Annotated in this window: 14 protein-coding genes; 6 read left to right on the top strand and 8 right to left on the bottom strand. The window is 64.4% G+C overall.

What is annotated here, in order from left to right; translation table 11 throughout:
* Positions 1 to 15: 15 nt before the first annotated feature.
* Positions 16 to 1,416 (bottom strand): amino acid permease, encoded by a 1,401-nt coding sequence (locus tag NCS28_RS24935; RefSeq protein ID WP_250516448.1) that lies wholly within the window; start codon positions 1,414 to 1,416, stop codon positions 16 to 18.
* 345 nt (positions 1,417 to 1,761) lie between these two features.
* Here NCS28_RS24935 and NCS28_RS24930 point away from each other — a divergent pair, with 345 nt between their 5' ends.
* A complete protein-coding gene (locus NCS28_RS24930) occupies positions 1,762 to 2,025 on the top strand; it encodes a hypothetical protein (RefSeq protein WP_250516447.1) in 264 nt (87 codons plus the stop codon).
* Positions 2,026 to 2,088: 63 nt separating this feature from the next.
* Positions 2,089 to 2,250, top strand: coding sequence for a hypothetical protein (locus NCS28_RS24925; RefSeq protein ID WP_250516446.1), 162 nt, complete (start codon positions 2,089 to 2,091; stop codon positions 2,248 to 2,250).
* A 47-nt stretch (positions 2,251 to 2,297) separates the two neighbouring features.
* On the opposite strand, the gene aroQ is transcribed toward NCS28_RS24925, so the two are convergent.
* The 3 genes from aroQ to NCS28_RS24910 form a co-directional block, all read right to left on the bottom strand.
* Positions 2,298 to 2,744 (bottom strand): type II 3-dehydroquinate dehydratase, encoded by a 447-nt coding sequence (aroQ, locus tag NCS28_RS24920; RefSeq protein WP_250516445.1) that lies wholly within the window; start codon positions 2,742 to 2,744, stop codon positions 2,298 to 2,300.
* A 35-nt stretch (positions 2,745 to 2,779) separates the two neighbouring features.
* Entirely contained in the window at positions 2,780 to 3,838 is a 1,059-nt protein-coding gene (locus NCS28_RS24915; protein ID WP_350029818.1) for a Gfo/Idh/MocA family protein, read from the bottom strand.
* A gap of 96 nt (positions 3,839 to 3,934) precedes the next feature.
* The gene (locus NCS28_RS24910; protein WP_250516444.1) at positions 3,935 to 5,353 is read right to left on the bottom strand and encodes an MFS transporter; all 1,419 of its coding nucleotides are present in this window, start codon (positions 5,351 to 5,353) and stop codon (positions 3,935 to 3,937) included.
* 393 nt (positions 5,354 to 5,746) lie between these two features.
* Between NCS28_RS24910 and NCS28_RS24905 the strand changes: the two genes are divergently transcribed.
* Both NCS28_RS24905 and NCS28_RS24900 read left to right on the top strand, forming a co-directional pair.
* Positions 5,747 to 7,321, top strand: a complete 1,575-nt coding sequence (locus tag NCS28_RS24905; RefSeq protein WP_250516443.1) for a sensor domain-containing diguanylate cyclase — start codon at positions 5,747 to 5,749, stop codon at positions 7,319 to 7,321.
* A gap of 101 nt (positions 7,322 to 7,422) precedes the next feature.
* Positions 7,423 to 7,614, top strand: coding sequence for a hypothetical protein (locus NCS28_RS24900; protein WP_250516442.1), 192 nt, complete (start codon positions 7,423 to 7,425; stop codon positions 7,612 to 7,614).
* A gap of 7 nt (positions 7,615 to 7,621) precedes the next feature.
* Here the strand turns inward: NCS28_RS24900 and NCS28_RS24895 are convergent, their stop codons facing one another.
* The 3 genes from NCS28_RS24895 to NCS28_RS24885 form a co-directional block, all read right to left on the bottom strand.
* Positions 7,622 to 8,302, bottom strand: a complete 681-nt coding sequence (locus tag NCS28_RS24895; RefSeq protein WP_250516441.1) for a response regulator transcription factor — start codon at positions 8,300 to 8,302, stop codon at positions 7,622 to 7,624.
* Positions 8,292 to 10,142, bottom strand: coding sequence for a PAS domain-containing sensor histidine kinase (locus NCS28_RS24890; RefSeq protein WP_250516440.1), 1,851 nt, complete (start codon positions 10,140 to 10,142; stop codon positions 8,292 to 8,294). Before NCS28_RS24890 ends, NCS28_RS24895 begins: the two co-directional genes overlap by 11 nt.
* Before the next feature lie 150 nt (positions 10,143 to 10,292).
* A complete protein-coding gene (locus NCS28_RS24885) occupies positions 10,293 to 10,673 on the bottom strand; it encodes a response regulator transcription factor (protein ID WP_250516439.1) in 381 nt (126 codons plus the stop codon).
* A gap of 229 nt (positions 10,674 to 10,902) precedes the next feature.
* On the opposite strand from NCS28_RS24885, the gene NCS28_RS24880 reads away from it, so the two are divergent.
* Complete coding sequence (locus tag NCS28_RS24880) at positions 10,903 to 12,126, top strand: MFS transporter (protein ID WP_250516438.1); 1,224 nt, start codon at positions 10,903 to 10,905, stop codon at positions 12,124 to 12,126.
* A gap of 91 nt (positions 12,127 to 12,217) precedes the next feature.
* Positions 12,218 to 13,165 (top strand): LysR family transcriptional regulator, encoded by a 948-nt coding sequence (locus tag NCS28_RS24875; protein WP_250516437.1) that lies wholly within the window; start codon positions 12,218 to 12,220, stop codon positions 13,163 to 13,165.
* On the opposite strand, the gene pssA is transcribed toward NCS28_RS24875, so the two are convergent.
* The gene (gene pssA / locus NCS28_RS24870) at positions 13,155 to 13,763 is read right to left on the bottom strand and encodes a CDP-diacylglycerol--serine O-phosphatidyltransferase (RefSeq protein WP_250516436.1); all 609 of its coding nucleotides are present in this window, start codon (positions 13,761 to 13,763) and stop codon (positions 13,155 to 13,157) included. The genes NCS28_RS24875 and pssA overlap by 11 nt on opposite strands.
* Positions 13,764 to 13,842 lie beyond the last annotated feature (79 nt).

The raw sequence follows: 13,842 nt of genomic DNA, 5'->3' as shown, positions 1-13,842 counted from the left end.
TATCAGGACGAGAGATCAGCGAGATTGCAGGCGGTTGGCGCACTTCGCGTCATCGCCCCTTTTTTTGAGATAGTAGCCGATTCCGAGAACGGCCAGCCAGAAGGGGATCAGGTAGACGGACAGGCGCAGGTCCGGAATCTCGTACATGACCCACACGATGCCCGCGAGAAACGCGAGCACGACGTAGTTCGTGAACGGATGGCCGAAGCTCGGAAACGATGTCGTTTCGTTGCCCGTGCGCTTTTTCCGGCGGAACATGAGGTGGATGATGCTGATCATCGCCCAGTTGATGACGAGCGCCGATACCGCGAGGCCCATCAGAAGTCCGAACGCGCGCCCCGGAATCACATAGTTGATGACGACGCACGCCGCCGTCACGAACGCCGACACCGCCAGCGCCGCGAGCGGAATGCCGCGCTCGCTCACGTTCAGCAGCGCGCGCGGCGCGTTGCCCTGCTGCGCGAGACCGTAAAGCATGCGGCTGTTCGCATACACGCCGCTGTTGTACACGGACAGGGCGGCCGTCAGCACGATCACGTTGAGCACGTTCGCCACGAGCGTGCTGTTCATTTCGCGGAAGATCAAAACGAACGGGCTGCCGCCGGTCGCGACCTTGTCCCATGGATAGAGCGCGAGCAGCACGCCGAGCGCGCCGACATAGAAAATCAGGATGCGATAGATGACCTGATTGGTCGCGCGCGGAATGCTGCGCGACGGATCTTCCGCTTCCGCCGCCGTGATGCCCACGAGCTCCAGCCCGCCGAACGAGAACATGATCACGGCCATCGACATCACTAGCCCGTTCACGCCGTTCGGAAAGAAGCCGCCGAGCCGCCACAGGTTCGTGACGCTCGCCTCCGGGCCGGCCTTGCCCGACGCGAGCAGATAGCCGCCGAACAGAATCATCCCGACGATCGCCGCGACCTTCACGATCGCGAACCAGAACTCCGTCTCGCCGTAGGACTTCACGCTCGTCAGGTTGATCGCATTCACGATGACGAAGCACCCGAGCGCCGATATCCACGTCGGCAATCCCGGCCACCAGTACTGCATGTAGATGCCGATCGCCGACAGCTCCGCCATACTCACCAGAATGTAAATGGCCCAGTAATTCCAGCCGGAGATGTACCCGGCGGCGTGGCCCCAGTATTTATCGGCGAAATGGCTGAAGGAACCGGCGACCGGCTCGTCTACGATCATCTCGCCCAGCTGCCGCATGATGAAGAACGCCATCAGGCCAGCGATCGCGTAGCCGAGCAGCACGGACGGCCCCGCGAGCTTGATCGTCTGCGCGACGCCGAGGAAAAGTCCGGTGCCGATCGCGCCGCCGAGCGCGATCAATTGAATGTGGCGGCTCTTGAGCCCGCGCTTGAGTGTGTCCTGCCGGGGCGCTTCGTTCGTGTTGCCTGAAACCATGTCGATGCCTGCCTGAACCGCAAAAATTACCGCTCTCGTATGACCGAACGATCGACCGAGTCGTTTCGTCCGACTTTCCGTTCTTCTTTTCAGATAAAAAGTGTTGTTTTTTCGTGCGGATGACCCCACAGGGCGCTGCAAAAAAGGCCGATTATCTGTCCACGGATCTGCGATTTTACCGCCCGGCGACCCCAGGAGCCTTGATGGGCGGACCTACTGCAGCGCGCGAATCGATCTTCAACGCCGCACAACAAACGATTTGAGGCCGGAATCAGGGGTTGTTCGGAGGATTGATCGGCGCGCATCGGCGGGAGAATCGCATCATCCACTCACGACGGGGTCGCCATGTATCAGACGATGGAAGGAAACGCCAGGCCGCATCGCACGGCGCAGTGTTTCGCTGAAGGATCGCAGGACAGCGCGGCGGAAAACCAAGCCGAATTGCTGCACGCGCTGCAGGCGGCGTCGGACAACATCATGCGCCTTGCGGGCAAGTTGCGCGGCGAGCGCGATGCCACCGCCGACGATGCCGTGACCATCACCGAGCAGCATGCGCTTGCGCAAGAGCTGATCGGACGTTTGCTGGCGCTGCCCGCGTCGCAGGCGTAACGGACCAACAGGGCCAGCGGTGACGGCACGAGCCGCCCGCTTGCAGCATCGGGGAGAAGGGAAATGAGCTACTTTACGATCATCGCCGCGGTCTGGGGAGTTTGCGCGTTCGGCGCGGTGCTCTTCATCCGCGGCGCGGCGCAGGACAATCAGGAACCGCGGCGTGTGCAGAAGGAACGCGAGCCGGTGGCGCCTGCATCGAAGGATTTCAGCCGTCCGGTCTGACCCGGTAACGCCGGCGAGACGCCCACACGCCTCGCCGGAAAAGCATCTTACTTGCCGGCATTGATCGCAGCGACCGCCGCGCGCAAGCCGAGCAGATAGCTGTCCACGCCGAAGCCCGAAATCTGCCCCTTGGCGATTTCCGCGAACACCGATTTGTGGCGGAACTCCTCGCGCGCGTGAACGTGCGACATATGCACTTCGATGATTGGCGCCGTCAGAATGGCGAGCGCATCGCGGATCGCGTAGCTGTAGTGCGTCCAAGCGCCGGCGTTGATCACGATCGCATCGACCTTTTCCTCGAACGCGCGATGAATGCGCGAGCACATCTCGCCTTCGATATTCGTCTGGTAGCACTCCACGTCCACGCCCAGCTCTTGGCCTAACGCGGCCATTTGCTCGTCGATCTGCGCGAGCGTCGCCGTGCCGTACTGCTTCGGGTCGCGCTTGCCGAACATGTTGAGGTTGACGCCGTGCAGCGTCAGGATCTTTGCCATGTGATTTCCTTGAACGGAATGGGGAATTGAAAGAGTCAGGCGGTCTCGACGATCTCGCCGCTCGTGGCGGCGCGCGCGATGGCCTCGGTGATGCGCAGATTCTGCAGCCCGTCGCGCGCGCTGACAATAGGCTCGGCTTCTCCGCGCGCCACCCGCCCGAAATGTTCCATCTGACGCGCGAGCGGATCGTCGCGCTGCATCGGCACGATGCTTTGCTCGAACGGCTTCCACCATGAGCGGTCGGAAGCTGTCGCGTAGGACTTGAGACGCATCGTCGGGACGGAGAGCGAACCGAAAGTGCCCGCGATCACGTAGCAGTCTTCATCGGGATAAGTCGAATAGGCCTTGTTCTCCTGCGAGGTCTGCTCCCAGCTGCGCGGCGACGCGGCCGTGTCGGACAGCATGAACGTGCCGAGCGCGCCATTGGCGAAGCGCAGATTGATCGCGACGGTGTCCTCGACAGGAAAGCCGCGCGTCGCATGCGAAGCGAACGCCTGTACCGCGACGATATCCCCGCACAGCATGCGCAGGTTATGCACCTCGTGGATCATGTTGAGCAGGATCGGGCCGCCGCCCGGTTCGCGCCGCCACGGCGCACTTGCGTAATACTCGTCGGGCTTGAAGAACACCGCGCTGCCCATCACCGCGACGAGCTTGCCGAGCCGCCCTTCGTCGATCACCCGTTTCGCGCGCGCCATGATCGGGCTATGCGCGCGATGATGGCCGATCAGCACTTTCACGCCTGAACGTTCGCTTTCATCGACGAGCGCCTGCGCTTCCTCGACTGTCGGCGCGATCGGCTTTTCCAGCAGCATCGGCACGCCGGCCTCGAGACAGATGCGCGCGTGCTCCACATGCAATTGATTCGGCGTCGCGAGCACGATGCCGTCCGGGCGATCCTTCGCGAGCAGTTCGTCGAGCGTCCTGTAAAGCGGCACGCCTGCTTTCTCCGCGATGCCTTGCGCCCCCGGCGCCGGATCGACGATGGCGGATAGCGTGCACGTCGCGCTCGCCTGCGCGACGCCCATGTGCGCCTGGCCGATATAGCCCGCGCCCGCCACCGCGATGCGTGTTTTCGTTGAGTCAGTATTCACTTGAATTCACCGGATCGATAGAAAGAGCGCGCGCGAAGGCACGCGGGCGGCGCGGGTTGCGCGCCGCCGTGACAACAGCAATCGAGGAAATGAACCTTAGGAAGCGCGCGCGTTCGCGACCGATTCCGCGCGCAGGCGCTCGTACTCGGACTTCTCGACCGGCCGCGCGTCCTGCTCGCCGAGTTGGCTGAGCGGAATGCGATACGTCTCGCGTGCGCTCCAAGCGGCGATGGCGGCGATGATCGTGACCGCGAGCGTGATCGAGCCGATCGTGAGCGGAATGTTCGTCGATCCCGGCGGCGCGACGGTCGCGAAGAGCGCGGGCAGGAGCGCGGTGATCGTCGTGCCGACGTTCTGCGAGATCGCCATCGCGGAAACGCGCGTGCGCGTCGGGAAAAGCTCGGGATAGAAGCTCGGGAAGATCGCGTTATAGCCTTGATAGACGACGCCCCACATCAGCAGCGACGCGACGATCGCCAAGCCCACGCTGTGAATGCTGATCGCGTAGAGATACAGATACGACAGCAGCCCCGACGCGATTGCCCCGACGATGATCGGCGGCTTGCGCCCGATCTTGTCGGAGAGATTGCCGACGAGCGGGATCACCACCACGGCGAGAATGTTGCCGACGACCGGAATCCACAGATACACGCTCTTGTGAAAGCCGACGCCGTAGGCCGCCTGCACGGCGTACGCCGCGCCGAAGATGGTCGCGACCACGGGAATCACGTTCATGAGCGCCATGCAGACGACGCGGAACATGTCGCCGAGGTTGTACTTGAAGGCATCGACGATCGGCGAGCGCGGCACCGCGCCTCTTTCGCCTTCCTTCTCGAACGCGGGCGTCTCGTGCACTTCGCGGCGGATGATGTAGCCCGCGACCAGCACGATCGCCGAGAGCAGAAACGGAATGCGCCAGCCCCATGAATTGAACGAATCCTCCGGCATGAAGTACGCGAGCGGCAGGAAGACGGCGGCGGCGAGAATCTGCCCGGCCTGCACGCCTTGCAGCGTGAAGCTCGCGAAGTAGCCGCGCCGCCCGAACGGCGAGTGTTCGAGAATCATCGAGCTCGCGCCCGAGATTTCGCCCGCGACCGCGAAGCCCTGAATCAGCCGCAGGATCACGAGCAGCGCCGGCGCGAGCATGCCGACGCTGTGATACGTCGGCAACAGGCCGACTGCCATCGTCGAGAAGCCCATGAGGAACATGCACAGCACGAGCACGGTCTTGCGGCCGTGCGTGTCGCCGTAATGGCCGAGCACGAACGCGCCGATCGGCCGCGCGACATAGCCGACGCCATACGTCGCGAGCGATGCGACGATCGCCACTTTCGGATTGCCGGACGGAAAGAAGAGTTGCGGAAAGATCAGCGCGGCGGCCTGCGCGTAGATGAAGAAGTCGTAGTACTCGAGCGCGGAGCCTATCCAGCCGCTCGCGGTGGCTTTCTTCGTCTGCTTCCGGTGCTCGGCGTGCGACTCGCCTTGTGCGCCGGGTGAGAGAGAGTTCGTGTCCATGACGTCTCCATTTTTGATTTCGCACGACGGTTTCTGTGGCCATCTTTACGACGATGCTGCGCTTTTGTTCTTCGCCGACGACGTCCGCGCGGGTCGCGCGCAGGCATCCATTCATGATCGCCCCTGAATCGAAAGCTTTCGATGAGGCAAAACCCGCGCGCCGGGCCGCTGCTGAAAGGCGTGAGCGGAAGATTACTATGTCGGCCCGGCAGCATAATTGTGCTGGAAGGAAAGTCAGAATGCGCTGGGGATGAATAATCGGCAACGGCGCCTTTGAAGCGGCGTCCAGGTCGTGCCTAAAGTTTGTGCACCAGCGGCCGTATACACGAGGACCGGCGGTGACAATATCGCCGCCGCGCCCTCTTCGTACTCTCGCTGGCCCCGGTCTTCCGTATGTCAGGCAATCCGTCCTTGATCGATTCGATTCTGGCCACGCCGGCGACAGAGAACGGGCGCATCACGGCCGCGATTCGCGCGTCCCTTCTATCGACACTCGTCGAGGACATCCGCCCGCTCCTGCTGTCGGGCATGTCCAGCGCGTTCGTCGCGGTGATCGCGCTCGGCCGTCAGCAGGCGATCTGGGCGATGCTCTGGGTCGCCGCCGACGCGCTCCTGCTCGCCGTGCGCCTGTCCATCGTGTGCCGCTATCGGGCGCTCAGCCGCCCGAGCGCGCCGCATCCCGGCCCGTGGGCCGCGCGCTACGCCCCGTTCGCGCTCGCGACGTGTCTCGTGTCGGGTCTAGGCGCGATGGCCTGCGTGATTTCCGGCGATGCCGTCCTCGCGTCGCTCGCAATCATGGTGACCGCGGGTCTGCTCGGCGGCATCGCGTCACGCAACGCGGGCACACCGCATCTGGCGATCGCGCAGGTGTGCCTGGGCGCGCTGCCGATCGGCGTCGGCGGGCTGTTCGGGCCGCCCGGCTACTGGATTCTCGTGCCGCCGCTCTTTCTCTATATCGGCGCGATGTGCGCGGTCGTGCAGCGCCACTATCGCGGCCTCGTCGCGCTGATGACCGCAGAGCAGGGCCATGCCGAAATCGCCGCGCGCTTCGACGCGGCGCTCGCGCACATGCCGCACGGTCTTTGCACCGTCGATGCATCGGGCAAGGTGGTGATCGCCAATCGCAAGGCGGCGGAGTTGTTCGGCGCGACCGTCGAAATGTTGCGGCTGAACGTGTCCTTGCCGGAGTTCATCGGCTATGTGGGCGTGTCGAAGTTCGGCGAGACGCTGCGCGCGCAGTTCTCCGAGCGTTGCACGCAATGGCTCGAAGCGGGCAATCGACCGCTCGATCTGCCGTTGCGCGACGGCCGGCATCTCGAACTGAGCCGCAACCCGGTGCCGGACGGCAGCGCGGTGATCATCATCGAGGACGTGACGGAGCGCCGCAAAGCCGAAGCGAAGATCCTGCATTGGGCGCATCACGATTCGCTCACGGGCCTGCCGAACCGGCGCTATCTCGGCGATCACGCCGAGCGTCTGATGACGAGCGGCGCGGGCCGCGAAAAAGTGATGGTGATGTATGTCGATCTCGACGGCTTCAAGCGCGTCAACGACACGCACGGCCACAACGCGGGCGACGACCTGCTGAAGCTCGTCGCCGATCGCCTGCGCAACGCGATGCGCCACGGCGAGCTGGCCGCGCGTCTGGGCGGCGACGAATTCGCGATCGTCGCGACGTATATCGCGGATGCGTCGAATGCCGTTTTCGCGCGCAAGATCATCCGCGAACTGTCCGCGCCGTACGCGCTCTCGTGCGGGCAGACGGTGCGCGTGGGCGTGAGCGTGGGCATCGCGCTCGCGCATCCGGGGGAAGTGTTCGAAAGCGCGTTGAAGCGCGCCGATGCGGCGTTGTATGAAGCGAAATCTGAGGAACGGGGCGGCTATCGGTTTTCAGGTTGCGATGGCGATGCGATCGTGAATGATGAGCAGGTCGTCGGCGCGTTGGGCGAACGCGGCCGCGCGTGGTAAGGCATCACACGTTGGTATGAGCGCGCCGAGTCGTTCGTAGAATGGCCGGCGCGCGTGCGCTTCTCTAAGCTGACGTCATGGTCATGCACTGGGAGCGCATCATGAGCGATACATCGACACGCGTGTTGTTATCGGGTTGCGCCGCCGTGCTGACGTTCGGCACATGGTATTCGATGAACGCGCCGCATGACTGGAGCGCGCTCCATCGCGCGGGTTACGACACCGAGTTGCCGCTCGAGCGGATCGCGCTCGATGAAGAAGCAGCATCGTCGATGAACACGCCGCAACGATAAACGCGCATCAAGGCCACTGCGCGCGCGACGGCGTCGACGCGCCCTGCGGCATCTTCACGCCGAGCGCTTCGGCCTTCAGCACGAGATCGGCGAGCGAACGCGCCGCCATCTTTTTCATCGCCTGGCCGCGATGAATCTTCACCGTGATCTCGCTCAGATTCATCTCCGCGGCGATCTGCTTGTTCATCAGCCCCGACACGACGAACGCCATGACCTCCCGCTCACGCGGCGTCAGCGATTCGTACGAGCGGCGCAGATCCGCGACGGAGCGGCTCGCCGCGCGCCGTTCCTCGTCGGCTTCGAGCGCCTGCGCGACGGCATCGAGCATGTCCTGATCGCGAAACGGCTTCGCGAGAAAATCCCTCGCGCCCGCCTTCATCGCCTTCACGGTCATCGCAATGTCGCCGTGCGCCGTCATGAAGACGATCGGCAAGCCCAACTGGCTCGCGGCCATCTGCTCCTGCACGGCAAGGCCGCTCTGCCCTTTCAGCCGCACGTCGAGGATCAGGCAACTGGGCACTTCAGGCATGTCGTACGCGAGGAACTCGTGCGCGGACGCGAACGTCATCACGTTCAGGCCGACCGAGCGCAGCAGCGAGCGAAGCGCGTCGCGCATCGATTCGTCGTCGTCGACCACGTAGACCATGGTGGCGTTCGTCTTCGTGTCCGCGTCCTTGTCAATGCTCATCGTCTCCCCCCTTGTCTTCGGGCAGCACGAAGCGCAAGCGCGCGCCGCCTTCATCGGGCGACTCCGCCCAGATCCTGCCGCCGTGCGCCTCGATGATCGAACGGCAAATCGACAAGCCCATGCCCATGCCTTCGGCCTTCGTCGTGAAGAACGCGTCGAAAAGACGGCGCGCGTTGTCGACACTGATGCCCGTGCCGGAATCCTGCACGGTGATCCGCGCGTAACCCTCGTCGCTCCGGCTCTCGCCGGTCGCGATGCGCAGCACGCGCGGCCCGTTCACGCCGGACATGGCCTGCGCGGCGTTCATCATCAGGTTGATGAGCACCTGCTGCAACTGCACGCGATCGCACTGCACGGTGGGCGACGGCGTCGCGAGTTCCGTGCGCACGTCCACGCGATGCCGTTCGAGCTCGCGCCGCACGAGCTCGATCGTCTCGCCGACGATCTCGTTCACGTCCAGTGTCGCGGGCTGGCTGTCGCGCTTTCTCGCCATCGCGCGAATGCGTGCGATGACCTCGCTCGCGCGCTTGGCGTCGCGGATCATCTGCGCGATGGATTGCTGCGCCTCCGCGATATCCGGTTGCGCGCGGTTGAGCCAGCGCAGGCCGGCATCGCCGTTCGTGACGATCGCGGCCATCGGCTGCGTGACTTCGTGCGCGATGGACGCAGCCAGTTCGCCCAGCATCGTGACGCGCGTGACGTGCGCGAGTTCGGCGGTCGAACGCGCGAGCGCTTCCTGCGCGAGCTTGGTGTCGGTGACGTCCATCAACGCGCCGACGTATTCGTCGCCGTCGGCTTCCGTCGACGCACGATGCGCGACGAAGTGCACATGCTTGACCGAGCCGTCCGGCAACAGAAGCCGATGCTCCACGTCGATGTCGCACGCGCCGCCGATCGCCGCTTCATGCGCGCCGCGCACGATGCCGATGTCGTCGGGATGCGTGCGCGCGAGAATGGCGTCGATGGACGGCTCGACATCGCGCGGGTAATCGAATATGCGGTACGCCTCGTCGGACCACCACATCGTGCCCGCGGGCAGACGCGTCGCGATGGTGCCGGTGCGCGACAGGCGCTGCGCGTCGAGCAGGAACGCCTCGCTGCGCTTGAGCGCATCGCGCTGGCGCTGCAATTCCGCTTCCATGCGCTTGCGCTGCGTGATGTCGTTGCTGGTCGCGAGCACGGCGCACGGCAGGCCTTTCGCGTCGCGCAGCAACGCCGCGCGGCTCGCAATCACGATCTCGCTGCCGTCGTGCCGCACGCGCGTGATCTCGCCGTCCCATCGTCCCGAACGCAACAGCTCCGTTCGAATCTGCGCATGCGGAACGGGCGAATTCGATTGCGTCATGCGCTGGATCGGCTGGCCGATCGCCTCGCGCGCCGGGAAGCCGTAGAGCGCTTCGGCGCCGCGATTCCAGAACGTGATGCGGTCGTTCATGTCGTGCGCGACGATCGCATCGTGCGCGAGATTGAGCAGTTCGAGCTGCTCCTGCATCTTGGTCGTCGTGGCCTGATTGCGTAGCGACAAGATCGCCGTCGTGCCGATCGCGAGCAGGCTCACCGCGCAGCGCGCGAGTGCGCCGCCCGACACGTTTTCGTCGTGCGAGAGAACGAAGCCGATGAGCGTGAGCACGACGCAGCCCCATGCCGTCGTGATGGTCGCGGCACGATTGCCCGTCGACGCGATCAGCAGCACGACGATCACATACAGCACCGCGATGGCGATATCGAGTGGCGTGAGCGCGTCGAACAGAAACACGACGAGCGCGATGGCCGCCGCGAGCATCGACACGATGCGGGTATCGTGACGCACCGCGCGCGGCGCGCTCTGGAATGTCTCCATCACGGCCGGCCGGACGCCGGCGAATGGAAACGAACGACGAACGAGACAGGCGGCATGGTCATTGAGCGTTCGAAGAAAACGTTCGTTGGAAACATCGCGGCGCGCGCGGCGGACAGCATCCTGCGCGCCGGCCGGATGACGCAATGAATTCTAGACCTTCCAAAATCCTTGCTTGATACGTTCCAGGCAATCGGCGACGGCGGTTCCATCGACGGGCTTGCTCAGAAAACACACCGCGCCGCCGTCAAGCGCCTGCCGACGCGCGGCGTCGGATGCGAACGCGGTGATGAACATGACGGGCACGCCCGGTTTCAGCTCGCGCAGACGCTGTTGAAGTTGCAGGCCGGACATGCCGGGCATGTTGAGATCGGTGATGATGCACGCGAGGCCGTCGAGCGGATCGGCGTCGAGAAACGACTCCGCCGACGGATACAGACTGACCTCCCAGCCGAGCGAGCGCAACAGGCTGGAAGAGGCGACGCGGACGGATTCGTCATCGTCGATCACGGAGACTCTGGAAGGCGATTGCAAGGGCGTTGTCCTGGACCGTGCGTGAATTTCGGCGGGCATGGGACTGGTCCACCGCTTGGATGGAGTCATCTTACGCACGCGCCGATGCCCGGGAAATCATATGTACGTATAGGTTTGAAGCGCCTGCTTTCATTCCCGCATTCATCCGACGATACCGGCGCCGGGGACGTGTCGAGCGCGTTGCGCGCCGAGGCCGTATAGTCCGGTTCTGCAACTCCGGGAAAACCACATGTCGACTCCAACCTCGACCGCGCTCGACGGCGGCAAGCACGTCGAGCTCACGCGCGGACTGATCGCGCTTTTCGCGTTCTGCTGCGGGGCGATCGTCGCGAACCTGTACTACGCGCAGCCGATCACCGAACTCATCGCGCCCGATCTGCACATGGCGGGCGGCACGGCGAGCCTGATCGTGTCGCTCACGCAGATCGGCTACGCGCTCGGTCTGTTCTTCATCGTGCCGCTCGGCGATCTGCTCGAAAACCGCAAGCTCATGATCGCGACCGCGCTCGTGTCGATCGCGAGTCTCACGGCGGCCACGTTCACGCACACGCCCGGCTGGTTCCTCGTGATCTCGCTGATGATCGGCTTTTCGTCGGTGGCGGTGCAGATCCTGATTCCGCTCGCGGCGCACCTCGCGCCGGACGAATCGCGCGGCAAGGTGGTCGGCACCATCATGAGCGGACTGTTGCTAGGCATTTTGCTGTCACGGCCGATATCGAGCCTCGTCGCGGGCCACTTCGGCTGGCGCGTGATGTTCGGCGCCGCCGCCGTGCTGATGATCGGCATCACGACCGTGCTCGCGCTCACGATCCCGCGCCGCCAGCCGAGCCACCAGGCGACGTACTTCGAATTGATCGGCTCGCTCGGCCACCTCGTGCGCACGATGCCGGTGCTGCGTCATCGTTCGTTGTATCAGGGGCTGATGTTCGCGTCGTTCAGTCTCTTCTGGACCGGCATTCCCGTCGAGTTGACGCGGCATTACGGCCTCTCGCAGACGGCCATCGGCATCTTCGCGCTCATCGGCGCGACGGGTGCGACGTCCGCGCCGATCGCCGGGCGTCTCGCCGATGCGGGCCATACGGTGCGCGCGACCTTCATCGCGCTGATTCTCGCGGCGCTCGCGTATCTGCCTGTCGTGATGCATCCGGCGTGGGGCGTCGGCGCGCTCGTCGTGACGGGCATCGTGCTCGACTTCGCCGTACAGATGAACATGGTGCTCGGCCAGCGCGAGATCTACGCGCTGCACGCCGCGAGCCGCAACCGGCTGAACGCCGTGTACATGACGAGCATCTTCGTAGGTGGCGCGTTCGGCTCGGCGTTTGCGAGCCCGCTATACGAGCACGGCGGCTGGACGCTCGTCGCGATCGTCGCCACGGCGTTTCCGCTCGTCGCGCTGGCGCATTTCGTTTTGATCGGCCGTCATCATTCGGCCAGAACCTATACGCAAGGATAAGCGGGCTGTATCCACGGCTGATGGCGCGAAACGCTTCGCGAACGTATCTTGGTTCCATCGATGACACGACGGAACCGGAGGCGAAGCGGACATGGACAAGCTCTTCAGCATGCGCGTGTTCTCACGCGTCGCCGAAACCGGCAGCTTCAGCGGGGTCGCGAAAGACATGGATTGCAGCGTGGGCATCGTGTCGCGGGCGGTCGTTTCGCTCGAAGACGCGCTGCGCACGCGGCTCCTGCAACGCACGACGCGGCGCGTGTCGCTCACCGACAGCGGCGAGCGCTACTACCGCAAGTGCAAGACGATCCTCGCCGACATCGACGCCGCCGACGCCGAAGCGAGCGACGCCGCCACGATCCCGCGCGGCCGCCTGCGCGTGCATGCAGTGCCCGATCTGGGCCTCGCGCAATTGATGTCGACGATCGTCGAATACCGGCGCGCGCATCCTCAGGTGACGGTCGATCTGAAGCTCATGCCGGGCATGCCGGATCTCGTGCAGGAACAGTTCGACGTATCGGTGCTGTCGGCCGCGTCGCTGCCCGATTCGGGCAACACGTACCGGATTGTCGGACGCTTTCAGCGTGTGCTGGTCGCGGCGCCCGCGTATCTCAAGCGTCACGCGGTGGAAACCATCTCCGATCTGCCGATGCACGCGCTCACGCGCATCAACGCGCCGTTCGCGCATCCGTGCGACTGGCATGCGGAACTTGCCTCCGGCACAGTCGGCGGCGGCGGCATCGATCAGATCGTGGTCAACGACGCCGAGGCGATTCGCGTCGCGCTGCTGGCGGGCGCGGGCGTGTCCGCGATGCCGCATTACTTCGTCGCCGACGACATCAAAGCCGGCCGGCTCGTGCGCCTCTTCCCCGACTATCCGCTGCTGGGCGCGAGCGTGTATGCCGTGTATCCGTCCCGTCAGCATGTCGACGCGAAGATCAGGACGTTCGTCGAATTTCTTGCGACGTCCCTGAAGGACAAGTTCGACACGGCGCCTTCGGCAAGCGCGCCGCGTGTGATGGCTCAGGAAGTCACGGCTTAGGAATGCGGATGCGGCTGATCATCAGCGAGCCGGAAATCGCGTAGATCAGCACGAGCGGATGCAGCGTGAAACCGCCGACGCGCCACGTGCCGAGCCACATGCTCTCGCCGATCGCGCCGGACCATGCGCCGACGGTCAGCAGCAGCACGATGACGAAGGACGTGGGAATCGGCGTGCCCTCGAAATGCGTGACCTTGCCCGCGCCGGCCGACATCTCTTCGGTCGTCACGTTGTAGCGCGCGAGCCGCGACACGCCGCACGCGACGAAGTACGCCAGCACCACGCGGTCATACAGCCCGCGCATGCCGAATCCATAGCCGATGATCGCGGGCGCGACGCCGAACGAGATCACGTCGGCGAGCGAATCCAGTTCCTTGCCGAGCAGCGACGCCTTCTGACGCCACCGCGCGATGCGGCCGTCGAGCACGTCGAAAACGAGCGCCGCGAACACGAGCGCGCACGCGAGATAGATATGCAGCACGTCGGAATCGTCGAGATAGGACATCGACGAGAACAGCGCCCCCGTGCCGCACACCGCATTGCTCAGCGTGAACCAGTCGGCCAGGTTGAATTCGCGGATCATCGAGAATCGTTTCATTCGTTTGTGTCTTCTTGACGTTCGGGCGGCGCCGACGGCCAGCGCCGCGAGGCTTTCAAGTCTATCATCGCGCCCTCTT

It is taken from the genome of Caballeronia sp. INDeC2, assembly GCF_023631325.1.
Classification (GTDB): Bacteria; Pseudomonadota; Gammaproteobacteria; order Burkholderiales; family Burkholderiaceae; genus Caballeronia.
Note: the sequence above shows the minus strand (reverse complement) of the source record. Positions and strands in the feature narration are given on the sequence as shown.